Source organism: Acrocarpospora sp. B8E8 (assembly GCF_039871605.1).
Lineage (GTDB): Bacteria > Actinomycetota > Actinomycetes > Streptosporangiales > Streptosporangiaceae > Acrocarpospora > Acrocarpospora macrocephala.
Genome location: NZ_JBDPLV010000001.1, coordinates 402,800 through 426,026 on the forward strand (window position 1 = coordinate 402,800; position 23,227 = coordinate 426,026).

The 23,227-nt window shown below is 66.4% G+C and carries 26 protein-coding genes and 1 tRNA gene; 13 read left to right on the plus strand and 14 right to left on the minus strand.

Annotated elements, in window-relative coordinates; genetic code table 11:
- The first annotated feature begins 39 nt into the window (after window positions 1-39).
- The 4 genes from ABGB08_RS01880 to nuoH are packed head-to-tail and all read left to right on the plus strand — an operon-like array spanning window position 40 to window position 2,144.
- On the plus strand, window positions 40-516 hold the full coding sequence (locus ABGB08_RS01880) for an NADH-quinone oxidoreductase subunit B (protein ID WP_239161385.1): 477 nt from the start codon (window positions 40-42) through the stop codon (window positions 514-516).
- The gene (locus tag ABGB08_RS01885; protein ID WP_347585472.1) at window positions 513-698 is read left to right on the plus strand and encodes a hypothetical protein; all 186 of its coding nucleotides are present in this window, start codon (window positions 513-515) and stop codon (window positions 696-698) included. The genes ABGB08_RS01880 and ABGB08_RS01885 overlap by 4 nt, the downstream gene beginning before the upstream one ends.
- Window positions 695-1,213, plus strand: a complete 519-nt coding sequence (locus tag ABGB08_RS01890) for an NADH-quinone oxidoreductase subunit C (RefSeq protein ID WP_347585474.1) — start codon at window positions 695-697, stop codon at window positions 1,211-1,213. The genes ABGB08_RS01885 and ABGB08_RS01890 overlap by 4 nt, the downstream gene beginning before the upstream one ends.
- Window positions 1,206-2,144 (plus strand): NADH-quinone oxidoreductase subunit NuoH, encoded by a 939-nt coding sequence (gene nuoH, locus ABGB08_RS01895; protein ID WP_347585476.1) that lies wholly within the window; start codon window positions 1,206-1,208, stop codon window positions 2,142-2,144. The genes ABGB08_RS01890 and nuoH overlap by 8 nt, the downstream gene beginning before the upstream one ends.
- Here nuoH and ABGB08_RS01900 read toward each other — a convergent pair.
- The 3 genes from ABGB08_RS01900 to ABGB08_RS01910 form a co-directional block, all read right to left on the minus strand.
- A complete protein-coding gene (locus ABGB08_RS01900; protein WP_347585477.1) occupies window positions 2,141-3,502 on the minus strand; it encodes a serine/threonine-protein kinase in 1,362 nt (453 codons plus the stop codon). The two genes, nuoH and ABGB08_RS01900, sit on opposite strands and share 4 nt — an antisense overlap.
- 72 nt (window positions 3,503-3,574) lie before the next feature.
- Window positions 3,575-4,255, minus strand: a complete 681-nt coding sequence (locus tag ABGB08_RS01905) for a helix-hairpin-helix domain-containing protein (RefSeq protein WP_347585478.1) — start codon at window positions 4,253-4,255, stop codon at window positions 3,575-3,577.
- Window positions 4,256-4,331: 76 nt separating this feature from the next.
- On the minus strand, window positions 4,332-4,988 hold the full coding sequence (locus ABGB08_RS01910) for a helix-hairpin-helix domain-containing protein (RefSeq protein ID WP_347585479.1): 657 nt from the start codon (window positions 4,986-4,988) through the stop codon (window positions 4,332-4,334).
- A gap of 157 nt (window positions 4,989-5,145) precedes the next feature.
- On the opposite strand from ABGB08_RS01910, the gene ABGB08_RS01915 reads away from it, so the two are divergent.
- The 7 genes from ABGB08_RS01915 (at window position 5,146) to ABGB08_RS01945 (ending at window position 13,834) form a co-directional block, all read left to right on the plus strand.
- Window positions 5,146-5,658: an NADH-quinone oxidoreductase subunit I gene (locus ABGB08_RS01915; RefSeq protein ID WP_155353731.1), complete on the plus strand. Its 513-nt coding sequence runs from the start codon at window positions 5,146-5,148 to the stop codon at window positions 5,656-5,658.
- On the plus strand, window positions 5,655-6,185 hold the full coding sequence (locus ABGB08_RS01920; RefSeq protein WP_347585480.1) for an NADH-quinone oxidoreductase subunit J: 531 nt from the start codon (window positions 5,655-5,657) through the stop codon (window positions 6,183-6,185). The genes ABGB08_RS01915 and ABGB08_RS01920 overlap by 4 nt, the downstream gene beginning before the upstream one ends.
- Window positions 6,186-6,219: 34 nt before the next feature.
- Window positions 6,220-6,606 (plus strand): NADH-quinone oxidoreductase subunit NuoK, encoded by a 387-nt coding sequence (gene nuoK, locus ABGB08_RS01925; RefSeq protein WP_347585481.1) that lies wholly within the window; start codon window positions 6,220-6,222, stop codon window positions 6,604-6,606.
- A 508-nt stretch (window positions 6,607-7,114) separates the two neighbouring features.
- Complete coding sequence (locus ABGB08_RS01930; protein WP_347585482.1) at window positions 7,115-9,001, plus strand: NADH-quinone oxidoreductase subunit L; 1,887 nt, start codon at window positions 7,115-7,117, stop codon at window positions 8,999-9,001.
- A gap of 454 nt (window positions 9,002-9,455) precedes the next feature.
- Window positions 9,456-11,060 (plus strand): NADH-quinone oxidoreductase subunit M, encoded by a 1,605-nt coding sequence (locus tag ABGB08_RS01935; RefSeq protein ID WP_347585483.1) that lies wholly within the window; start codon window positions 9,456-9,458, stop codon window positions 11,058-11,060.
- A 148-nt stretch (window positions 11,061-11,208) separates the two neighbouring features.
- Window positions 11,209-12,891, plus strand: coding sequence for an NADH-quinone oxidoreductase subunit N (locus ABGB08_RS01940; RefSeq protein WP_347585484.1), 1,683 nt, complete (start codon window positions 11,209-11,211; stop codon window positions 12,889-12,891).
- A 97-nt stretch (window positions 12,892-12,988) separates the two neighbouring features.
- Window positions 12,989-13,834, plus strand: a complete 846-nt coding sequence (locus ABGB08_RS01945) for a M48 family metalloprotease (protein ID WP_347585485.1) — start codon at window positions 12,989-12,991, stop codon at window positions 13,832-13,834.
- 11 nt (window positions 13,835-13,845) lie between these two features.
- Here ABGB08_RS01945 and ABGB08_RS01950 read toward each other — a convergent pair whose 3' ends face one another.
- Window positions 13,846-14,421: a pyridoxamine 5'-phosphate oxidase family protein gene (locus ABGB08_RS01950; RefSeq protein ID WP_155353725.1), complete on the minus strand. Its 576-nt coding sequence runs from the start codon at window positions 14,419-14,421 to the stop codon at window positions 13,846-13,848.
- Window positions 14,422-14,440: 19 nt separating this feature from the next.
- Window positions 14,441-15,118 (minus strand): hypothetical protein, encoded by a 678-nt coding sequence (locus ABGB08_RS01955; protein ID WP_347585486.1) that lies wholly within the window; start codon window positions 15,116-15,118, stop codon window positions 14,441-14,443.
- A 36-nt stretch (window positions 15,119-15,154) separates the two neighbouring features.
- Between ABGB08_RS01955 and ABGB08_RS01960 the strand changes: the two genes are divergently transcribed.
- A complete protein-coding gene (locus ABGB08_RS01960) occupies window positions 15,155-16,120 on the plus strand; it encodes an RNA polymerase sigma factor (protein WP_347585488.1) in 966 nt (321 codons plus the stop codon).
- Window positions 16,121-16,463: 343 nt separating this feature from the next.
- On the opposite strand, the gene ABGB08_RS01965 is transcribed toward ABGB08_RS01960, so the two are convergent.
- Both ABGB08_RS01965 and ABGB08_RS01970 read right to left on the minus strand, forming a co-directional pair.
- Entirely contained in the window at window positions 16,464-16,955 is a 492-nt protein-coding gene (locus ABGB08_RS01965; RefSeq protein WP_347585490.1) for a YajQ family cyclic di-GMP-binding protein, read from the minus strand.
- A 50-nt stretch (window positions 16,956-17,005) separates the two neighbouring features.
- On the minus strand, window positions 17,006-17,491 hold the full coding sequence (locus tag ABGB08_RS01970) for a GNAT family N-acetyltransferase (RefSeq protein ID WP_347585492.1): 486 nt from the start codon (window positions 17,489-17,491) through the stop codon (window positions 17,006-17,008).
- Between the two features lie 112 nt (window positions 17,492-17,603).
- On the opposite strand from ABGB08_RS01970, the gene ABGB08_RS01975 reads away from it, so the two are divergent.
- Window positions 17,604-17,688: transfer RNA gene (locus ABGB08_RS01975), tRNA-Tyr, on the plus strand.
- A gap of 118 nt (window positions 17,689-17,806) precedes the next feature.
- On the opposite strand, the gene ABGB08_RS01980 is transcribed toward ABGB08_RS01975, so the two are convergent.
- From ABGB08_RS01980 to ABGB08_RS02010, 7 genes are all read right to left on the minus strand, one after another.
- The gene (locus ABGB08_RS01980; protein WP_347585494.1) at window positions 17,807-19,189 is read right to left on the minus strand and encodes a tyrosine-type recombinase/integrase; all 1,383 of its coding nucleotides are present in this window, start codon (window positions 19,187-19,189) and stop codon (window positions 17,807-17,809) included.
- Window positions 19,189-19,401 (minus strand): helix-turn-helix domain-containing protein, encoded by a 213-nt coding sequence (locus ABGB08_RS01985; protein WP_347585496.1) that lies wholly within the window; start codon window positions 19,399-19,401, stop codon window positions 19,189-19,191. The genes ABGB08_RS01980 and ABGB08_RS01985 overlap by 1 nt, the downstream gene beginning before the upstream one ends.
- Window positions 19,402-19,546: 145 nt before the next feature.
- Window positions 19,547-20,725 (minus strand): DUF3631 domain-containing protein, encoded by a 1,179-nt coding sequence (locus ABGB08_RS01990; protein ID WP_347585498.1) that lies wholly within the window; start codon window positions 20,723-20,725, stop codon window positions 19,547-19,549.
- 24 nt (window positions 20,726-20,749) lie between these two features.
- A complete protein-coding gene (locus ABGB08_RS01995) occupies window positions 20,750-21,667 on the minus strand; it encodes a bifunctional DNA primase/polymerase (protein ID WP_347585500.1) in 918 nt (305 codons plus the stop codon).
- Window positions 21,668-21,908: 241 nt separating this feature from the next.
- A complete protein-coding gene (locus tag ABGB08_RS02000; protein WP_347585502.1) occupies window positions 21,909-22,280 on the minus strand; it encodes a hypothetical protein in 372 nt (123 codons plus the stop codon).
- A gap of 106 nt (window positions 22,281-22,386) precedes the next feature.
- Entirely contained in the window at window positions 22,387-22,833 is a 447-nt protein-coding gene (locus tag ABGB08_RS02005; protein WP_347585504.1) for a single-stranded DNA-binding protein, read from the minus strand.
- Window positions 22,834-22,984: 151 nt separating this feature from the next.
- On the minus strand, window positions 22,985-23,203 hold the full coding sequence (locus ABGB08_RS02010; RefSeq protein WP_347585506.1) for a hypothetical protein: 219 nt from the start codon (window positions 23,201-23,203) through the stop codon (window positions 22,985-22,987).
- Window positions 23,204-23,227 lie beyond the last annotated feature (24 nt).

Here is a 23,227-nt window from a genome sequence, read left to right on the forward strand (position 1 = left end):
CCGACCGTGGGGCCGGTATCCCGGCTCGCCCCCAAACCAATGAAGTTCGTCCTCAACTGGGGCCGCAAGTACTCCCTCTGGGTGTTCAACTTCGGCCTGGCCTGCTGCGCGATCGAGTTCATCGCGACCTCGATGAGCCGCCACGATTTCATCAGGTTCGGCGTCATCCCGTTCGCCAACGGCCCCCGCCAAGCCGATTTGATGATCGTCTCCGGCACGGTGACCGACAAGATGGCCCCCGCCGTGAAACGCCTCTACGAGCAGATGCCCGACCCCAAGTACGTGATCTCGTTCGGTGCGTGCTCCAACTCGGGCGGGCCCTACTGGGATTCGTACTGCGTGACCAAGGGCGTCGACCAGATCATCCCTGTCGATGTGTACGTCCCCGGCTGCCCGCCCCGGCCGGAGGCCCTGCTCCACGGCATCGTGAAACTTCAGGAAATGATCGCCACCGAGAACCTCAGTGACCGCTACGTCTGGGCCAAGGACCAGCCGGGCAACCCGGTGATCACATGAGCGGCGACGGGCGGGAATCGGCCACGGCTGATCGAGTCATGGACACGGCGGGTGTGCTCCCCGTCGGCCTGCTGCTGATGGCCGCCGCGCTGCCGCCCAGCGACAAGGGCCTGCCTGTCCGGGCTGTCCGGGCTGTCCGGGCTGTCCGGGCTGTCCGGGCGAAGGGTCGCGTGATCGCGTGATCGACTTTCCGGGAGCCGTGCTCTCCGAGAGCTTCGGTGAGACCACCGCCGACGTCGAACCATCCGGCTGGGCGGACGCGTTGCGGCACGCTCGCGATCAGGGTTTCACCTTCTTCGACTGGCTGACCGGGGTCGACGACCCGCCGGACGGCTTCTCCGTCGTGGCGCACGTCTTCGATCCGGAGTCCTTCGCGCACCTGCTGATCCGGACGCGGGTGCCGCGCGCAGATCCCCGCCTGCCCTCCGCGACGGGCGTCTATCGCGGGGCGAACTGGCACGAGCGCGAGACGTACGAGATGTTCGGGGTGATTTTCGAAGGTCATCCGGATTTGAAGCCGCTGCTGCTGCCCGACGGCTTCGAGGGTCATCCGCTGCGTAAGGATTTTGTGCTCGCCGCCCGGGTGGCGAAGGTCTGGCCGGGGGCCAAGGAGCCGGGCGAATCCGGTCATGGCGCGCCGAGCCGCCGCAAGATGGCTCCGCCCGGGGTTCCGGCCGATTGGGGCAAGGATGCTTGAGATCGCGCTCCGGCTCATCGTGATCATCGGTGCGTTCCTGCTGCTGCCGCTGATCGTCGGGCAGATGGAGCACAAGGCGATGGCGCATATGCAGTCGCGCCTGGGGCCGATGTACGCCGGGGGGTTTCACGGCTGGGCGCAGCTGATCGCGGATGGGGTGAAGTTCGTCCAGAAGGAGGACGTCATCCCGGCCGCCGCCGATCGGGCCATCTTCAAGATCGCCCCCGCGGTCGCGCTGGTGCCGTACCTGGTCGTGATGATCGTTATCCCGGTCGGGCCGGGTCTGTACGGCGTGGATCTGGACGCCGGGCTGTTCTTCGTGCTGGCCGTCATGGGCGTCGGCGTGCTTGGGTCGATCATGGCCGGGTGGTCGTCGGCCAACAAGTATTCGGTGCTGGGCGGGATGCGGTCGGCCGCGCAGCTGATGTCGTACGAGCTGCCGCTGGTGCTGGCCGCCTCCAGCGTGGCGATGGCGGCGGGCACCCTCTCGCTGACCGGCATCGTGGAGGCCTGGCAGTGGTGGTGGCTGCCCTGGCAGGCCATCGGCGCGGTGGTGTTCTTCGTGGCGGGGCTGGCCGAGTTGCGCCGCCCGCCGTTCGACATGCCGATCGCCGAGTCCGAGATCATCATGGGGCCGATGACGGAGTACACGGGCATCAGATTTGCCCTGTTCATGCTCACCGAATATGTCGGCATTGTGGTGCTTTCCGCGCTGACCACCGTGCTGTTCCTGGGCGGCTGGCACGGCCCGTTCCTGCCCGGTCCGGTGTGGACGCTCATCAAGATCTTCGTGCTGGCTTTCGTGGTGATCTGGGTCCGGGTCAGCTACCCGCGGATGCGCGAGGACCAGCTCCAGAAGCTCGCCTGGGTGGGGCTGGTGCCGCTCGCGCTGTTCCAGCTGGCGTTGACCGGTGTGGTGAAGGTGCTCTAGTGCACGATGCCCAGCATGACGTCTGAGGCTGAGGGGCGGTTCTCGGCGCGCTTGTCCAGGCAGGCGCGGGCGAGTTCGCGGAGGCTGGCGGGGAGGGCGCTCAGGTCCGGTTGATGGTTGATCACCCGGTTCAGGATGGCGGGGATGGTGTCGTCGCCGAACGCGGTCCTGCCGGTGGCGGCGAAGATCATCGTGGCGGCCCAGCTGAACACGTCCGTCTTCGGGCCGACCACCTCCCCGGCGAGTTGCTCGGGTGACATGTACGCGGGTGTGCCCATGATCTGGCTGGCGGTGGCGGTCACCTGGTCGAGCGCTTTGGCGATGCCGAAGTCGATCACGCGTGGGCCGTCGGCGCCGATCAGGACGTTGCTCGGCTTGAAGTCGCGATGCACGATTCCGGCCTTGTGGATGGCGGCCAGGGCGCCGGACGTGGCCAGGGCCAGGCGGATCAGGCCGTCCTCCGGGCGCGGGCCCTTCTCTCTGACCAGCTGGTCCAGGGACTGGCCGTCCACGAACTCGCTCACCACGTACGCGAGTTCGGCGGTGACGCTCACGTCCAGCACGCGCGCGGTAGAGAAGGGGGCCACCCTGCGGGCCGCTTCCACCTCGCGCAGGAATCTTGCCTGGGCCGCCTCGTCGCCGGCGATGTGCGCGTGCAGCACCTTGATGGCGACTTTCCGGCCCTGCGGGTCCACCCCGAGGTAGACCGAGCCCTGCCCGCCCTTGCCTAAGTTCCCGATCACCCGGTAGTGGCCGAGTTGCTGCGGGCGGTTCGATCCGTCGGCGGGTCCGTTGGCACCTGGACGGGTGGCGGCGTCCCGCCAAGGTGAGCGCGGACCGGTCGAATGCGGCTGCGGCGGCCCCATCGGCGGACCCATCTGCGGGCCCCTCGGCATCGGCTGGCCCATGGGCGGCCCCATCGGCGGGCGTGGACCGGTCATATGCCCGGCCGGGCGCGGTGGCGGCGGAGGGAAGCCCGGCCCCGGGGGCGGCATCGGCGGACGAACCGGCATCGGCGGGTACGGCTGGTTCATCTGGCTCATCTGGTGTGGCTGGTTCATCTGGTGGGGCGCCGGCTGGCCGTAGAAGACCTTGGTGCGGATGATCAGAGCCTGGATCAGGCCGCCGATCCAGTTGATGAGCAGCCCGACCGTCATGGTCGCGTCGAGCCACGGGGGCAGCAGCTCCAGGTCGTCGTACGAGGCGACGGCGATGACGAAGATGACGACACTCAGGACGTATCCGCCGGTCGAGATGATCAGCCACGGGCTGCGACGCCGGTATGCCGCATACCCAATGATGAACGGCGTACCGAACCCACAGGTAAACAGCGGGACCAGGGCCCACAATACGGTCAAGCCATCAGGGGTCCTGGGCTGTTGCTGCTGCCAATACGGGTTCACAGCGCGAGAATACGGATTTCTCGGCAATCAGGGGAGATACACGGTGTATTCCGCCAGTTCGTCATTGAGGTCTATGGGCAGTTCGAGCAGGACAGAAAGCTCGTTCGCCGAGGTGAACGGGCCTGTGGAGGCTCGAGCGGTAACAATTCGGTCAGCCAGCTCCGGGGTGATACCAGGAATGCTGCCGATCGCCTTCGCGGAGGCGTGGTTGATGTCGACCAGGCCGCCGTCGTCGTACTCGCCGGGAAGGTCCGGGTGGCCGATGCCGAGTTCCCTGGCCAGTGCCGGGTCGCGCGCGGCCAGCTCGCGGGACTCCCGGCGGAGGCGGCGGCGCGTGTTGGCGAGTTCCAGCGCACGCTCGTTGGCGGTCTTCTCGACCGGGCGGGTGTTGAAGACGGAGGCGCGCACGTAGAGCGTCTGGGCCAGGCCGCCGAACATGTTCAGGAAGAAGCCCAGCGTGGTGGTCGTGTCCAGCCATTGGGGCGCGGCGTCCATGGTCTCGTAGTTGGCCGCCTGGATGAGGAAGAGGGCCAAACTCGTCGCGTACACGCCGGCGGAGAGGAACAGCAGCGGGCTGCGGCGGCGGACGGCGGCGTGTGCGATCACGAACGGGGTGGCAGAACCGAGTGTGATCAGCGGGGCCAGAGCCCAGATGACGCTCAACGCGACCCGGGTGCCCGATTTCAGATGCCGGCGAGTGGGATGCACATGGCGAGGATACGGTTATGCCAGGTAGACGCTGTAGAGCGCCAGAAATATTCGGTTATTCCAGTATCTCGGGGACTTACGGCAGGTAGACGCTGTACTCGTCGAGTTCGTCGTTGAGGTAGACCGGGAGGTCGAGGGTGACCGACAGCTCCTCGGCTGAGGTGAAAAGTCCGGATTCGTGGCGGGCGTTGAGTACTCGATCGACGAGATCCGGGGTCATTCCGGGAACGGTCCCGATTACGCGCGCGGGTGCGTGATTGAAGTCGATCAGGCCGCCGTCGTCGTACTGGCGGGGGAGATCGGGCCGTCCGACGTGGAGTTCCTTGGCCAGTTTCGGATCGCGTTTGACCAGCTCACGTGCCTCCTGGCGGAGCTGGCGCCGGTATCGTGCATGCTCAAGCGCTTGCTCGTTCGGGGTCCGCTGGACCGGGCGCGTCTCGAAGACCGTGGCGCGGATCAGGAGCGAGTGGAGCGTTCCCCCGATCCAGCTTCCGAACAATCCGATCACCATGATCGCCGCTGGGATCCCCGGCACCCGATTCTCGTGGGAGTTCGCGATGGCCAACCACGCCGCCATCCCCGCCGCGTACACCACCGCGGCCACCCCAAGCCACCAGCTCCGCCGCTTCGCAGCCGCGTACCCCAGCGTGAACGGAGTCGCGAACCCGAAGGTCACCAGGGGCGCGAACGCCCACAGAAAGCTGCCCGCGGTCGACCGCGGCGGGTGGTCCATATGTGAACAATACGCGGGAAACCCCTCCGAGCATCCTGGTCGGCGAAGCACGCGCCCCCTAACTTCCCGGGGCGGCAATAGTGCGTCATGATGTTGAATCGTGGCGCGCATACCAGGTAAAGGGCTGGCGAAGGGGCTGGCTGTCACCCTGCGACACATGCTGCGCAGATCGGTGACGCAGCAGTATCCAGAGGTGCAGCCGGAGTTGCCGCCGCGCAGCCGCGGGGTGATCGCTCTGGTCGAGGAGAACTGCACCTCGTGCATGCTGTGCGCGCGGGAGTGCCCCGACTGGTGCATCTACATCGACTCCCACAAGGAAACCATCCCCGCTCCCGAAGGCGGCCGCCCCCGCCAGCGGAACGTGCTCGACCGTTTCGCGATCGACTTCTCGCTCTGCATGTACTGCGGCATCTGCATCGAAGCGTGCCCCTTCGACGCCCTCTTCTGGGCGCCCGACTTCGAATACGCCGAACACGACATCAGGGACCTCCTTCACGAGAAGGACCGGCTGGCCACCTGGGCGACCCGCGTTCCACCCCCACCCGCCCACGAACTCGGCGCGGAACCCCCCAAGGAACTGGCCGCGGAGTCCGCTCCCCGCCCGTCCGCCAGATCCATCCGCCCCCCGGGCGCCCTCCCGAAACGCCCCTCGTCCGAGGGGGATGCGTGACCCCCGCCTTCTGGCCACCGACGGCACAGGAAATCGTCTTCCTGCTGCTCAGCGTGGTCGCGGTCGGCTCGGCCCTGCTCGTCGTCACCACTCGCCAACTTGTGCACGCCGCCCTCTGGCTGGTCGCCTGCTTCGGCGCCCTCGCGGGCACCTACCTGGTCCTGACCGCGGAGTTCGTCGCGTGGGTCCAGGTCCTCATCTACGTGGGCGCGGTCGTCGTGCTCATGCTGTTCGGCATCATGCTCACCCGCGCCCCCATCGGCCGCACCGCCGACCTCAACTCAGGTAACCGCGTCATCGCGGCCATCGTCGCCATCGCGACCGCCGCTGTCCTGGTTACGGTCGTCATTGACGGTTTCCGCACGGCGTATACGCCGTTGGAGCCCGGCACCGGCTCGGCCGAATCCCTCGGCGGCAGCATCTTCCGCATCTGGGTGCTCCCGTTCGAGGCCCTGTCGGTCCTGCTCCTCGCCGCTCTGATCGGTGCCATCGTGATCTCCCGAACCGACATCAAGGGCCGCGAATGACCCGCGAACCCGACCCCCAGGCGGTGGGCTGACCATGCACGTCGTCTATCCCGCCGTCGTGGCCGCCCTCCTTTTTTCGATCGGCGTGTACGGCGTGCTCGCCCGGCGCAACACCATCCTTGTTCTGATGTCGGTGGAGTTGATGCTGAACGCGGTCAACCTCAACTTGGTCGCGTTCGATGTCTGGTTGCGGGATCAGTTGCACGGCGGTCAGGTGCTCACCCTGTTTGTGATCGTGATCGCCGCAGCCGAGGTGGGCATCGGCCTGGCGATCGTCCTGGCCGTCTATCGGAACCGCCAGAGCATCGACCTGGACCGCCTACGCGAACTGTCCGAGCCCACCGAACTATCCGACCCACCCAGCCCTAATGGAGCGCAACCGGTGGCGACGAAGGTCACGACCGGAGGTGGTCCGGAGTGATCACGAAGGCTGTTGTATCTGGTGATCGGTGCCTTCGCGTTTGCGGGGTGGCGTGGCGGCTTGGTCGTGCGCGCCCAGACGCGGTGGCTGCTGTGTCGGGCGGTCGGGATTCGCACCCTCATGTTTGCCAGGTGGCGCGGCGGCATAGTCGTTTGCACCCAGACGGAGGCGTGGGGGTGATCGCGGAGGCTGTTGTGTCTCGCGGTCGGAATTGGTGTCCTAGCGCTGGCCGGGGATGGCGTAGACGTTTGCGCTCAGATGTGGACGTGGGGGTGATCGCAGAGGCTGTTGTATCTGGTCTGGATCGGTGTCGTCGCGTTTGCCAGCTGGTGGGACGACATGGTCGTTTGCGCTCAGACGGAGGCGTGGGGGTGATCGCGGAGGCTGTTGTGTCTCGCGGTCGGGATCGGTGCCCTGCCGCTGGTCGGGTGGTGGGGCGGCCTGGTCGTTTGCGCTCGGATGGAGGCGTCGGAGTGATCTCGGAGGCTGCTTCCGGAGGTGTCGGGGGATGATCGTTGCCGCCGCGCTCATTGTGCTGTTGCCCTTTGTCGGGGCGGTGGCGGGGTTGTTGGGGTCGCGGTGGCCGCGGGGCGGGAGCCGTACTGAGGAGAACAACGCTCGGGCCAATCGGCGGGCTGGCTGGTTCGCGGTGGGTCCGGCGGCTGGGGCGCTGGTTTTGACGGTGTGGCTGGCCTGGCAGGTGTCCGGTGCGGGTGGGTCCGCTGATGTGTTCTGGGCCGAGTTTCTGCCGGGGTCGGCCGAGGGCACGTTGAGCGTGATCGATACCGGAGCGATCCCGATCTCGGTGGGGCTCCAGGTCGATGGATTGTCGGTGCTGACTGCCATCCTCGTGACCGTGGTGGCGACGGCGGTGCAGGTCTACTCGGTGGGGTATCTCCGGGGCGATTCGCGCTTTCCTTCGTACAGTGCGTTTATCAGCTTGTTCACCAGTGCGATGCTGCTCGTGGTGTTCGCCGCCGATCTTCTGGTGCTGTATGTCGGCTGGGAGATCATGGGGTTGTGCTCGTACCTGTTAATCGGGCACTGGTGGGAAGATCGCGCGAACTCCCGCGCGGCGGTGAAGGCGTTCCTCGTCACCCGGCTGGGTGATGTGGCCTTCCTTTTCGGGATATTTACCCTAGGTTTCGCGGCAGGCAGCTTCCGGATCGATGACGTGATCGCCGCCGACATCCCGACGGGAACGCTGGTCCTGGCGACGATGTTGCTGCTCGGCGGTGTCGCCGGGAAGAGCGCGCAGGTGCCGTTGCACACCTGGCTGCCCGACGCGATGGCCGGTCCGACCCCGATCAGCGCGCTCATCCACGCGGCCACCATGGTCGCCGCCGGGATCTTCATCGTCGCCCGGCTGTTCCCCGTCTTCCCGCAACCCACCCTGGACGTTCTCGGCGTGCTGGCCGCCATCGGCATGCTCGGCGCCGCTCTCGCCGCGCTCGCTCAGGACGATCTCAAACGTGTCCTGGCCTATTCGACGATCAGCCAACTGGCATACATGGCCGCCGCGCTCTCCGCAGGCTCACCCGACGCCGCCATTTTCCATCTGATCAGCCACGGCGCCTTCAAAGCCCTGCTGTTCCTCTGCGCCGGCGCCGTCATCCACCATGTCGGCTCCAACCTGCTGAGCCACATGGGCGGCCTCCGCCACGCCATGCCAATCACCTTCTGGACGATGACCATCGGTTTCGCCGCGTTGATGGGCCTCCCTCCCACCAGCGGTTTCTTCAGCAAAGACGCCGTCATCCTCGCCATCGAACATTCCACCAGCCCGATCCGCCTCTTCCTGTACGGCTCCGCGTTGATCACCGTCGGCGTCACCGGGGCGTACGCGATCCGGGCCTGGCTGCGCACCTTCTTCGGCGAAGAACACGTCCATGCCCTCGCGGAACCCACCCCCGGCACCGCCCACGTCTTCGACGGCCGCGAAGCGCCCCGCACGATGGTGTGGCCACTCGTGCTACTCGCGATCCCCGCCCTCCTGCTGGGCTTCATCGGCGTCGCCGACATCGACTGGCCGTCGGCCGCGATCAGCCTGCTCGTCGCCCTCCTCGGCGCGGGAATCGTCTATACGACCTGGCGTGGAGCTCCCCACTCAGATCCCGCCCGCCTGCTCGGGCCGTTCCGTGGCCCTTGTGAACAGGCCTTTTACGTGGATCGCGTCTATGCGGCGCTGATCGCCCGCCCAACGCTGGCGCTGGCTCGTGGCGTTGTCCGGACCGATACACATGTGGTGGATGGGGCGGTTCGTGGCTCTGGTCGGCTCACAATTGGCCTGTCTTCCCTCGCCAGGCTCAGCCAGAACGGTAACGCCCAGTTGTATGTGACGGGCTTGCTGGCGGGAGTCCTATTGATCGCCGTGGGGGCGGTGGTGCTGGGATGAGGGCTGACGAATTTCGTCCGGTTCAACGTCTGGTTGTAGATCGAGTTTTCGTTGAGGCGGCTGAGCACGAGCGTCCCAAAGGGCCGAACGCGTGCCGTTCTGCGGCGTATCCGATGGCTGAGCGCCCCGAAGGGCCGGTGGATCGGAGAATCCGGCAAGCGTTGGGGCGGCTCGTGGGCGATCGACGCGGGTGGGTGGGGGAGCCATCGTGTGGTGGTTTTGGCGTTTTCGCGGGAGACCACGGTGATGGCGGGGCCGGGCGGAGCCCGGGGAGAAACAAAGGGTGGGTGGGTGGGAGAACCACGATCCCGCGACTGCCAATTTGTCCGGCAACCACGGCGATGACGGGGCCGGGCGGAGCCCGAGGGAAAACAAAGGGCTGGGTGGGTGGGAGAACCCCCGCAAACATTTGCTATGTCCGGCCTCGGGGGCTTCTCGGGGCGGTGATATCTGAATGAGCAGTTCTGGATGGCTTTTGGTCGTGCTGGTGGCGTTGCCGCTGGTCGGGGCCGCCGGGCTGATGGCTCCGGCTTTTGCCGGGCGTGTTCCTCGGGGATATGGCTTGGCCGTGTCCGGAGCCACGCTGGCGGTGGCGGTCGTCTTGCTGGCAGGGTTCGACTACTCCGCACCGGAGCGCATGCAGTTCGAGACCGATGTGCCATGGATCCCAGGCCTGGATCTCCGCTTCCATCTGGGACTCGACGGCATTTCCCTACCTTTGATCGCTCTGACCGCCTTGCTGAGTTTCCTATGTTTCGGTTACCTCGCAGGGCGATCCTCACAAGGCGGGATCCGGCTTGAGGCACTCCGGCCAAGAGCGCTCGTCTTCACCTTGCTGGTCCTCGAATTCGGCATGATCGGCACATTCGTCGCGCTCGATCTCCTGCTGTTCTTCGTGTTCTTCGAGGTCGTACTGATCCCGATGTACTTCGTGATCGCGATCTGGGGCGGCACACAGCGACGCGCCGCAGCGATCAAGTTCATCCTCTACACCTTGCTCGGCTCCGCCGTACTCCTCCTGGGACTGCTCCTGATCTGGTCCCAAACCGGCACCCTGGACATGGTCGCTCTCGCGCAATCCCATCCGATGTCACGAGCGACGCAAATCATCGCATTCATCGCCATCGGTCTCGGCCTCGCGGTGAAGACCCCCATGTGGCCACTGCACACCTGGCTCCCCGACGCCCACACCGAAGCCCCCACCGTGGGTTCAGTCCTCCTAGCAGGCGTCCTGCTCAAAATGGGCACCTACGGCTTCGCCCGAATCGCGATCCCTATTCTCCCCGAGGGCGCCGCAACCATCGCCCCCTGGCTCGGCGCCTTCGCCGTCGTCGGCATCGTGTACGGCGCACTCGCCTGCCTGGCCCAGCAAGACCTGAAACGAATGATCGCCTACTCCTCCGTCGGCCACATGGGCTTCATCCTGCTCGGCTTCGCCACCCTCACCCCCGTAGGCATCAACGCCGCCCTTTTCGGAAATGTCGCCCACGGCCTCATCACCGGCCTCCTCTTCTTCATCGCCGGAGCCATCAAGGAACGCTACGGAACCGCCGACATGACCCGCCTGGGCGGCGGAATGCTCGGCCGCCTCCCCTACGTCGGCTCCCTACTCACCTTCGCCTGCATCGCCTCCCTCGGCCTCCCCGGCCTAGCCGGCTTCTGGGGAGAAATGCTCGCCCTACAAGGCGCATTCCAACCCGCAGCCATCCTGTCCCGCCCCCTCTTCCTCGTCTTCATGACCATCGGCGGCCTAGGCGCAGTCCTCACCGCCGCCTACTTCCTCCTCATGCTGTCCCGCATAACCCACGGCCACCCCGGCGACCCCCTCACCACACCCCCCGGCGAAACAACAGAAGGAATCCCCGGCCTAGCCGAGCCCGCAGCCACCGAAACAGCAACAGCCGAAGACCCCCTCCTCCTCAGAACAGCCGACGTCATGCCGTCCGAATTGGCTGCGTGGGTTCCGCTGGTTGTGTTGACCGTGCTTTTCGGGCTCTGGCCGTCGGCATTGCTCGGGCTCACCAACCCTGTCGTCCAATCCCTGCTGGGGGCGCCATGATCCGCGCAGGGCTCACTGGGCTCCCCGGGACGGCTAAGGACGGAGGGATCGTCGGCATTGCTTATCGACCCCGTCTCCCTGCTAGGAGCCCCATGATCCGCGCAGGCTCACTGGGCTTCCCGGACCGGCGAGGAACGGAGGGGGCGGGATGATTCAGTCCATCGACTACTGGGCGATCGCCGCGCCGTTGATTCTCGCGTTGACCTCGGGGTTGGTGCTCGTTCTCGATGTCTTCCTGCCCAACCGGGCCGGAGTGTCGCGTACCGTCCTCGGGCTGGTTTCGCTGGTGGGGGTGCTGGCGGCGCTCGGGGTGGTGGTGGCGCAAGCCGTACACGGGGATGAGTTGCGGACGTTCTGCGTGCCAGGGGACGCCGCGTCGTGTTCGTTCGTGATGGATTCGTTCACGGAGATCTTCGCCGGGCTGACCCTGGTGGCGGGCGCCGTCGTCGTGCTGCTGTCGATGGCGGAGCTGGCCGGTGGGCGGATTCCGGTGGGGGAGTGGTACTTTCTGCTGCTGGCGACGCTGACTGGCGCGGTGCTGCTGCCCGCCGCGCGGGACCTGGTCATGCTGGTCGTCGCCCTGGAACTGGTGTCGCTCCCGGTGTTCGCGTTGACGGCGCTGCGACGATACGACGGCCGGGCCTCCGAAGCGTCGTTGAAGCTTTTCGTGGTCTCCGTGGTGTCGACCGCGGTCATGCTGTTCGGGGTTTCGCTGCTCTACGGCATGACCGGTGCGGTGCATCTGGACCGCCTGGCCGCAGCCCTGCGACCGACATACTCGTATAGTTCCACCTTCTACGGCGGCTCGGCCATGCTGGTCCAGCAGGCGGAATCCACCGGTGCCGTGCTCCACAACGGCTCCGCCGTCGTGACCGTAGGCGTCGTGCTCGTCGTCGCCGGGTTCGCGTTCAAAGTCGCGGCGGTGCCGTTCCACTTCTGGGCGGGCGACGTCTACGAAGGCGCGCCGGTGCCGGTGGCCGCACTGCTGTCGGTGATCTCGAAGGCGGCGGGCTTCGCCGGATTGATCCTGGTCCTCAGCCGTGCCCTGTTCAGCGAGGCCGCCACCTGGACACCCCTCGTCGCGATCATCGCCGCGCTCACCATGACGGTCGGCAACGTCCTCGCGCTCCGGCAACGCCACGCGGTGCGCATGCTCGCCTGGTCGTCGGTCGCGCAATCGGGCTACATCCTGGCACCGCTCGCGGTCCACATGGACGTCGTCGCCCTGATGAACGCCATGACCGGACCCGCCGCCGTCATCAGCAACCCGGAGGCCGCACCCGCCGCGACCGGATCCGGTGCGTCCGTCATCTCGAAATCGCAGGCCATCGAGCTATCCGGCGATGTCGGCATGCCCTGGGCCGTGAACGCCTCGATCGCCTACCTGGTGTTCTACGCGGCCATGAACCTGCTGGCGTTCGCCGTGGTCATGCTGATCTCCCGCAGGCACGCGCGAAACCAGCTCGACGACTACCGAGGGCTCGCCTATCGCAGCCCCGGGGCCGCGATCTCCCTCGCTTTCGCCCTGATCTGCCTGGCCGGGCTCCCTCCAGGCCTCGCGGGCCTGTTCGCCAAGGTCGTCGTGTTCCGCGAGATCGTCGCGGGCGGCCTCGGCTGGCTGGCGATCGTCATGGCGGTCAACACCGTGATCGGGCTCTACTACTACCTGGCGTGGACAGCCCGGCTGTTCACTCCGGCTCCGGCAGGCGAGAGCCGTACCGTGACAGAAGAGCGCGGGCGGACTCCCGTGATCATCGCCATCGGCGCGGCGTTGCTGCTCACGGTCGCCTTCTCGGTGGTGCCCCAGCTGGTGCTCGGCACCCTCGCCTGACCCCCGTTTCCGGGAACGTTCGACCGGACCGCGCGCGTTGGACGGTAGGCGGGCGCGGGTCGCTCCGCTTCTTCGGGCTGACCGGGAGGAGGAGGGCGTGCGTCACAACGGTGTGCGTACGGCGGTGCTTCTGGGGGTTCTGTCCGGTTTGATGCTGGCGGTGGGGGCCTGGATCGGCGGCGGCACCGGGGTGCGGATCGCGCTGCTGATCGCGCTCGGAGCCGGTGGCGTGGCGTTCTTCTGCTCGGACCGCATCGCCCTCGCCGCCCTGCGCGCCCGCCCCGTCGGCGAGGTAGAACAGCCAGAGTTGTACGGCATTGTCCGCGAACTCTCGTATGACGCCCGCCGCCCGATGCCCCGCCTGTACCTCTCCCCGACCAACCAGCCGAACGCCTTCGCGACCGGTCGCAACCCTCGCAATGCCGCCATCTGCGTCACCCGCGGCCTGATCACCCTCCTGGACGAACGGGAACTGCGCGGCGTGATCGCGCACGAACTCTCGCACGTCTACAACCGCGACATCCTGCTCAGCTCGATCGCGGGCGCGCTGGCCACGATGATCACCTATTTCGGCTACATCGGCGTGCTCTTCGGCTTCACCGACGACGGCGACGAACCCCCCGGCCTGCTCGGCACCCTGATCCTGCTGACCCTCGGCCCGGTCGCCGCCACCATGATCCGACTGGCCGTCGCCCGCTCCCGCGAGTTCGCCGCCGACGAGGCCGCGGCCCGCCTGACCGGCGACCCCGCATCCCTGGCGAGCGCCCTTCGCAAGATCGACGCAGGCACTCGGCATCTCCCGCTCCCGCGAAACGCCCAGATCATCTCGGCCGGTCACATGATGATCGCCAGCCCATTCGGCGCTGGCTCGTGCTTCGCCACACACCCGCCGACCACAGAACGCGTCGCCCGCCTGGAACGTATGGCGGGCCGCCCGGCCTGAGCGAGTTCCCGTCAGGAGTGCTGATGGGCCGGGTCCGTCTCGTCGGGGCGCAGGGCGGGCAGCCCGTCGATGCTCTCGCGGTTGTTCTTGGCCCGATAGGCGCGGCGTTCTTGCACGTCCTTGCGGCCTGCCCACTCATCGAGGAGCGTACGATCCTTCTCGAACGTCATGAAGGGGACGGAGAAACCGCACGAATCGGTGATGCGATCGCAGGCGACCACGATGATCGAGCGAACTCCCGGGTGCGGCCCGAACTTGCCGATCAGCTGGGCGAATCGCGGATCTTCCGGGGTGACGACCGTGCCGGTGCCGTACAGGCGGACGATGTTGGGTTTGCCGGAGAACGCGCAGAACATGACGGTGATGCGGCTGTTGTCGCGGATGTGGGCGATCGTCTCTACGCCGCTGCCGTCGAGATCGAGATAGGCGACTGTGGTCTGGTCGAGGACGGCGAACGTGTCCGCGTATCCCTTGGGGGAGACGTTGACGTGCCCGCCGGATTCTGGGGCGGTCGCGACGAAGTAGACCGGCTGTGAGGCGATGAACTCCCGCAACCGGTCTGTCAGTTCCTCATAGATCTTGCCCATATGGTGACGATAACCCGGCTCATCCTCCTGGCAGCCGGTAGTCCCAAACCTTGGACTTGATCTTGAACGAGTCGGTCTTCTTCGTCTCGCCGGTGCCGGCGTCCAGGTGCCACGATGTCGTCAGGGTGGCGGTGTAGCTCTCCGTGTCATGGAACGTCCAGACCGAAAGCCGATCACTGGTGTCCCACAGCACCCGCTGCACCGACTCCGTCTTCGGAATCGCCACCTCGATCCGCTCGCCGACCGTGTCGAGAGCTAGGTCGTAGGTGCGCAGATACTTCTTGCCGGTGGCGCTGTTCACGATCACGGCCACCGTGGCGCCGTCGTCGGCCAGCGTGACCGGTGAATTGTTCGAGACCACCTGCGGGACGACCTGGCTGTTCGCCACGTTGCCCGTCGTGTCGTACGCGATGTACTTGAGGGTGTTCTCGTTCGTGTACTCGGAGGCGAGGACGTATTTCCCGCCCGGGCTGATGGACTCGACCGAGGCGTTGCCCTTGACCGTGCTGACCGTGCCGGTTTCCACTTCGACGATCCAGGACGGCCGCCTGGCGGTGTCACCGAGGTAGTCGACGGCCAGGAGCGTCCCATCCTTGGATAAGAACGTTCCAATATCGCCCATGGTGAGCCCTTTGGGTACCTGGGCGACCTTGCTGGGGAGCGTGAACACCTTGTCCGTGGTCAGGTCGCGGACCACGAGTCGCCGGTCGGACTTGCGGAAGTACGCGACCCGTTGCCCGTCACCGCTCAGGGTGATCGGCAGCGATACCTCCGTGGAGGTTTTGCCGTTCGCTTCGACCTGGAAAACCTGCGCGTCCGCCAGCACGAACTGCTTGCCATCGCGTCGCGTTATCGTCCACGGGCCGCACGGCACCCGGTAATCCTTTTTCGGGCAGCTTTTCAGCACCGCATATCGAGCGGTAGCGTCCGTATCCTGCGCCTGCGCTGGATACGCCACAACGACGGATGCCGCCGCGACCGCCAGAATCGCCAGTCTTTTCATCGTCATTTCCTTTCGTTACTTGAAGTAGATGCGACCGCGCGCCCAAAGGTTGCACAACGAATTGATAACGGATGTTGGGTACGCGTGACGAACTCGATCCGACAGGCCGGTGAAACCGGGATCGACCAGGCTCGTCCTGTGAACACGTCAACCGAATCCCGACATGGCCTGCCAGGTCGTCCCTCGTACTGCCGGCGCGGCATGCTGGAGCGTTTCCGCGCAGGTGACGAAGCCGCGTTCGCTGAGATCGGGGCCCGTTACCGGCCCGCCCTGTTCCGTACCGCTCTGACCCTGCTCGGGGACGCGCATCTGGCCGAAGAGGCGGTCCAGGACGCGCTGCTCCGCGCGTGGCGGAACGCGTCAAGCTTCGACAGCGATCGCGAAATCGCTCCCTGGCTGTACCAGATCGTCCGGCGCTGCGCGTTCAGCGTGCACCGGCGGGTCAGCCGCCATCCGGCCACCGTCGAACTTCTGGACACCATCCCTGAACCGGCTACCGATAGCGATGTTTTGGATTCTGTGCGGCATGCCGTACAAAATCTTGAACCGGATCACCGGCGGGTGGTCGAGCTCATGTACTTCGAAGGTCTGACCCAGCAGGAAGTCGCCGACCAGCTCCGCGTACCGATCGGAACAGTGAAGTCACGCGCTTCCCGGGCTCATGACCGTCTCGGTGAACTTCTCGCACAACGATGAATTCGTCAGAAACGAAAACCGGGCCCGGGATTGAATCCCGGCCCAGTTTTCGGATGTTTCTCAGCTGACGGTCTCGCAGTTGACCGTCGCTCGGTCCATCAGCGCATGGTCGTTGTCGCTGGCGCCGCCGATGAAGGCGATGGTGCTGACGCCCGGTGCGGTGCTCGTGAAGAAGGTGTCATTCCCGCCCTCGCCGGCCTAGTACGCGGCCACCCGCGCCTGCCTTCCTCAACATGCCGAACCGCGAACAGCGCCCAGACATGGGCCGAGGCACAGGGAAGACGCGTGGTCGACCGTGTGCCTCGGAAATCGCCCGTGGAACGAGAACAGAAACGCCGTCTCGTCAGCGGTAGTTCTTGAACTGGAGCGCGATGTCGAGATCCTTGCCCTTGAGCAGGGCGATGACCTCCTGCAACTCGTCCTTCTTCTTCGAACTGACCCGGAGCTCCTCGCCCTGGATCTGCGCCTTCACGCCCTTCGGCCCCTCATCCCGGATGAGCTTGGAGATCTTCTTGGCGTTCTCCTGGTCGATGCCCTCCTTGAGCGCCACGGCCATCCGATACTCCTTACCGGACAGCTTCGGCTCCTCGGCGTCGAGCACCTTGAGCGAAAGCCCGCGCTTCACGAGCTTCTCCTTGAACACATCGAGAACCGCGTTGGCGCGCTCCTCGCTGTTCGCCTTGATCTCGATCCCCTTCTGCCCCGACCAGGAAATGGTCGCCCCGGTCCCCTTGAAGTCAAACCGATGCCCGACCTCCTTGACCGTCTGGTTCAAGGCGTTATCGACCTCCTGCCGGTCGATCTCCGACACCACGTCAAAACTGCTATCGGCCATCGCTGTCCGTATCCTCTCCTCGTTCGATTCCGACCTTAGTAGCCGCGAGCTCACACGTCCCTGCGCATGACCACACGCGGCTCAACCGCAATCCCCGACTCCCGCTCATACGCCACCAGCCTCGCCATCTCGGGCCCCCACCGCTCCGCCTCCAGTACGGCAAAGCCCCGCCGCGCGTACCACGGCGCATTCCACGGCACATCCCGAAACGTCGTCAAGGTCACCGCATCCGACACCGCCGCCGCATGCTCGCACACCGCCTGCAGCAGCGCGCCCCCAATCCCGCGCCCCCCATCCTCAGGACGCACCGCCAGCTGATCGAGATGCACCACCCCATCAACCCACCCCACCAGCGCGAACCCCACCGCCGGCCGCCCCGCCACAATCACCCGCCCCGGCTCCGTACACCCTTCGATCATGGTCGTCCCCGCCGGAAACGTAATCCCCACCTCCGCGAACATCCCATCCGCGGCCAACTCCACCCCCACCAGCCCCGCAAGATCCCCCACCTTGGCCCACCTGATCACAACCCCCATCCTCCCTCATTTCCCCCCACCACCCACCCCGCCCACCGCCTGCAAACCGGGTGTCACGAGCACCCGCGAAGTCCGCTATTCTTCTACCTGTCACCGCGCAAGCGGAAGACAAGGCAGGTTGCCCGAGCGGCCAAAGGGAGCGGACTGTAAATCCGTCGGCTCAGCCTACCCAGGTTCGAATCCTGGACCTGCCACCAACAGCAGAAAAGGCCCTTGACCAGCACGTACGCCGGTCAAGGGCCGTTCTCGTCTGTCCGGCTGTGTCCGGCTAGCGTCGGCCTTCTACGGGTAGCCGTTCCCAATGCGTTCCCACGATCAAGGGCGGGTAGCGTCCCAGATCCGGCGCATGGCGTCCGCCTCCTGGCCGTAGATGCACTTGGCGTAGACACGCAGCAGGACGTCTACGCTGTGCCCTGCCCACGCAGCGACCTGAGGCGCGGGAACCCCGGCATTGAGCCACGTGGACACGGCGGCATGCCGCAGCGCGTAGGGGACGTCCATGAGTGGTGATGAGGCTTCCTCGGGGGTGAATGCTTCGGCTCTGGCCTCGTGGAACACCTTGAGGTAGGCGCGGTCGGTCATCTGTCCGCCTCGGGGGCCGACGAACACGCGACCTTCCGGGCCGGTGCCGAACTCCTTTAGGTGTCCGCGAAGCAGAGACACCAGATCCGGATGAATCGGAACAGGGCGTGTCTCGCCATCCGCGCGATGTTTAAGGGCGCGCCTCTCGCGAGGCTTACCGCTATTGGTCCAGCGACTTCCGGCACGCGGTTCAGCGTTGGTAAGCCGCATTTCTCCCCATCCATCGTCAGGCAGGCTCACCAGGTGTTCCTTTCGAAGGTCTATGACCTCTTCGGGACGTAGAGCAGCGAAGTACATACATGCGAAGAACGCTTCCATTCGCTCACCGCGCTTACCGTTCTTGCGAACCGTTGTGAAGAACCGTCTCGCCTGCTCGATGTTGATGACCGTACGAGGGTCAACGCTTGCTAGCTTCCGGGGCTTGGTCCACTTCACACTCTTGAGAGGATTCGCCGGAAGGGCGCTGATCTCGCGTGCATACTCCATTGCGTTGTTGAGGATCGCGCGCTTGCGATTCGCTGTGTTCGCCGCAGCCAGCTCACCGGTTTTGATGCGGCTCACCCGATCGAGTAGCGCACGGGTCAGCGTGGCACCCTTCCCGGGCTCGCAGAGCGCGAGAAGCGGCGTGGTGTGCTGCTCCAACCAGCGAATCGTTTCCCGTAGCTCAGGAGGCGGCTCTTTCTGGTCTCGGATCCGCGTGCTGTAGGACCAGCGGAGGGCGGCGCGTCGTACCTCCCTCGGTGGGGCATCCTTCTCGGACGTCATGAGCGCTTCTGTGGCGTCAGTCAGAGTTTCGGCGATTCCTCGCCGATGGTTTGGAGAGGCGTACGGCCATTTGACGTCTGCATAAGAGAGCGTAAAGGCGTACCAGCTCACCGAGGATTCTTCCCGATGCCAAGAGACGGGGCGGCCAGAGCTAACGCTGAACGCCTCGCCCTCACTGGCGGCAGTGACCAGCTTGGAACGGAATGCGTCGGCCAGAGCTGCCTTACTGAAACTCTCTTTCCAGATTTCGTCACCTACCTTCCAGAGAACGCGGTACGACGTGATTACGCCTTTGACGTTCTTGCGCTTCTCTGTCTTGTAGATCCGGACACGGAACGTGGTATCGCTCATCAGGCGGCCATGTCCTCTCGGGATTCCAGCCACCGGTCAAGGTCGCTACGGCGGACGAGAAGATTGCCATTGGGAAGTTTGATGCAAGGTGGCGCGCACCGCTTGGCGCGCCATTCATAGAAGGTGGAACGGGAGATTCGTAGTTCTGCGCAGACCTCAGCGAGCGTGAGCTTTGCATTGGAGGCGTGCATGGCCTTCCAGGTTCCTTCCATGATCGGGAGGGGGGAAGCCTCGGCGGTTGTGCTTGGCGGCTTGCCGCCGAGGCGTCTTGGCGCGTTTTGAGGGGGGTAGCCGTAACAGCCGTAACAGCTTCATTTCCGCAGCTCAGCGCCGTACGGCTTGGTTGGGTGTTACGGCTTAAGCCGTAACAGGGTCGGAAGCCGTCGCGGGCTGACCTGCGGTGTTACGGCTATTACGGCTGTTACGGGTTCCCCCGCCCATGGTCAGGATTGCGGCCTCGGGGACGGGTTCGACGGTCGGGCAGTAGCGCCCCCATGCGTCGGTGAAGTCGCCACGGTGGTACCCCCGGGCGGGACCGTTGGCGAAGCGGATCATGACGGGGCGGATGCCGTATTCGCGGAGCATCGCGCCGAGTCTCATGGCGGTGAGTCCGGCCGGTCCGTGCTCGTTCCATTCGCCTTCGGGGTCGGCCTTGAGGCGTTCCAGGAGTAGGGCGGTGGGCAGGGCGGTGTCGGTGGCGAACGCGGTGCGGCAGGAGGCCAGCAGGCGGACACGTGCCGAGGTGTGGTCGTTGTCGTCGGCCTCGGCGGTCAGGGCCAGGGCGGCGGCGCGGGCGCGGTCGGGCCAGCTGTGGCCTGCGTAGTCGGCGACGATGACCAGGGGTTCCCAGGTGTCGGCGGCGCGGTCTTCCACGGGCATGGCGGGTTCTGCCTGCTCCAGGGTGGGCAGGTCGGCGCGTAGCCACTGCTCTAAGCGCGTGGCCAGTGTCTGGCGGAGGGGTTGCCGGTCGCGGCGGTGTCGGTAGGGTGCGGCATTCTCGCCGGGGGCGCGGCGGCGCATGTGGATGACGACGGCGCGGTCTTCGATGGTGTCGGGCATCGCGCCGATACCGGCTAGCGCCGCCATGGCGAAGGTCGGGATGCTCTCCACGCGGTTGGTAGCAGCGTCGTAGCGTTTGGCGGGCCGGTTGCGCTGGTGCCCGGCATTCAGGAGGCCGCGAAGGTCTTCGTTGCCGTCCGCTTTCGGGCCGAAGATGGTGTCAGCTTCGTCCACGAGCATGGTGGGCGGGTCCTCGGTGATGGATCGGTAGACGGCGGCGCTTGAGGAGTTGACGGTGATGAACGGCTCGTGGCAGGTGGCTTCCACGATGTCCAGCAGCCGGGACTTGCCGCACCGCTTTTCCGGTCCTCGGATGACCAGGCGCGGCGCGTGTGCCCATGCGGGTTGAGCGTGGGTGGCGGCGATCCACAGCGTGACAGCGTCGGCGCTTTCGGCGGTGGGCAGGATGACGTAGCGGGTGAGGGCGGCGCGGAGCTGGTCAAGCAGGTCAGCGCCGTTGTCCGGGCGGTGGGTCATGGTGGGCTCCCTGGTTGATGCTGCTCATACGGCCTTGCGGCGCGGTGGAGCGGTCATGCCTGCTTTGAGGCCGCAGGCGATGACGGCGGCGATCTCGCGGGGCGGGTTGGGGTCTCCATCGGTGTTGGCTGCCTCGGCGGCGTTCTGGAGTGCGGCGCTCACCAGGTCGGCGGGCAGCGCGCCACGCGCGACCAGCTGGCCGAGGTTGAACGCGGCGGTGTTGAGGGTGCGGTTCCGGGCGCCGCGCCGGGCGGTGGCCACGCGGTCGGCCTCGGCGCGTAGGGCGGCCTCGCCGTACCTGCTCAGCCGGTGGCCGGGCAGGGCGGCCAGGAGATCGGCGGTGCTGGCCGAGGGCGGCGGCTTGGGGGTGAGCGCTTCGGCCAACCAGCCGGGCAGTAGCGCGGGTGGCGCGTCGCGGGTGATCTCATACGGACCGGTGCCGTCGCGCTGGTTGACGTAGCTGCCGGGACCGACCACATAGCCGCCGCTGGCGCGGGTGTCGATCAGCCAGCCGAGGCCGCCCGTTTTGCCGGCCGAATTGCGCAGGCGTCGGCCGGGCGGGGCGGCGTAGTACAGATGCAGGCCACCACGCCGGGTGCGCACTGTCAGGGTGTCGCCAGGGTAGGGCTGACCGTGCTGGGCACACAGATGGCGGAAGACCTGCTCACCGCAGGTCGCGCCGTGCTTGATGGCCTCGGCGGGCGGCTGCTCTCCGGGCTTGGGCATGTCGAGGTCGATCACGACCAGCCGGGACGGGCCGCAGGCTACGCCGATGTTGTACGGCGCGTGCGGCCAGAACGCGGCGATACGGCCAGGGTCGGCGGTGGCGTGCTGCTCCCAGTCGGTGAAGCCGCGCAGGGGCATCTTGCCGTGCGGCGTGAGCGGGAAGACGTGCCAGCCACGGGCGGCGGCGGCCAGAGCGTAGCGGGTCAGGGTGGTCATGCGGCATCCCTTCATGTCCACACGTTGAAGACGGCGCCGCAGTCGTCACAGCGGTAGTAGGTGATCAGGGCGTCTAGATCGCGGTCGGCGCGGTGGCCTTCAATGGCGCAGTGCGGCGAACCGCAGGACTCGCACACCTGGCCAGCCAGCCCCCCATTGGACGCCTTCCCTTCGCGGGGTGCCGGTGAAGGCGTCCAATGGGGGGATGGGCTGACCGGAGGGAGCCGTTCCGTTCGGCGGGTCATGCCGCGTCCCTCCAGCCATCGAGGGTGAGCGCGGGAAGACTCGCGTCATGTAGGGCTTGGGCGGTGATGACCTGCTCTAGGCATGCCTTGTGGACGGGACGGCCGTCGTCATCATGCAGATGGGCGGTCTTGCCGCAGTAATCGCAGGGGTCGGGCCGGGATCCGGTGTAGCGGGGTCCGCAGTTTCCGCAGTCGCCGGGATGGCGGCGCAGCGCTCCGACCCGCACGGCGCAGCACAGCGGACAACCCTTGCGGTGATGCAGGACAGGGCGGCGTTCGAGCCAGTCCAAGACGATCCGCCCGTCGTGCAGCAGGTAGTGGGCGCCCTGGTAGGTGACGGCCTGGTCGGGGGTGTGGGTGGCTGGCATGCTGGTGATGCCTTCCTCTTGTGATCGGGAGCGGGGCGGGCGGCCTCGGCGGTTGTGCTTGGCGGCTTGCTGCCGAGGCCGCGTTCCGCTTCGTGCGCTGGGTGGCCTAGAACGGCGGCTCGTCGCCCCCGGGGGCGGTGCTGGCCCAGGGGTCGGCGGGTCCGCTCGCGTGGCCGTTGTGCGCGGTGCGGGTGGCCTTCTGGGGTTTGGCGGTGGCGAAGCGCAGGGACGGGCCGATCTCGTCCACGGTCAGCTCGTAGACGGTCCGCTTGTCGCCTTCGCTGGTGTCGTAGGTGCGCATGCGCAGCCGTCCGGAGACGATGACGCGAGCGCCCCGGGTCAGGGACTCGCACACGTTCTCTCCCAGTTCGCGCCATGCGCTGCACCGCAGGAACAGGGCGTCGCCGTCCTCCCACTTCTCGACTCGCTTGTTGTAGGTGCGGGCGGTGCTGGCGACGGTGAAGGAGGCGACGGCGTTGCCGCCGCTGGTGAAGCGGAGTTCGGGGTCGGCGGTCAGGTTGCCGATGACGGTGATCGTGGTCTCGCCGGACATGGCGGCCTTCCTTCTTTTCAGAACGGGATGACACGGCGGAAGCGGCCTAGGACGGCCTGAGAGCGCCGGAGAGCGCTTTTGATCTATGTCCTGATGTCTTGACAAATCCTCAGACCGAGACGGCTTCTGGAGGGCTGTCGGGGCCGAGTGGTTAGCGGGTGCCGTCGCGGTGCAGGCGGCGTAGGTAGACGTAGAGCTGCCAGCCGATGCGCGGGCGCATACCGGTGCCGTCGCAGGCGCGGCAGGTGCGGCGCTTACGGGCGGTGGAGCAGCGGCGGCAGGTGCCCCACGGGGAGGCGTAACAGAAGCCGATGTAACCGAGGGTGACGACGGGTAGGCAGAGGACTAGCAGGGCGATGACGGTAGCCATACGGGCCTCCATGCCGGTTTCCGG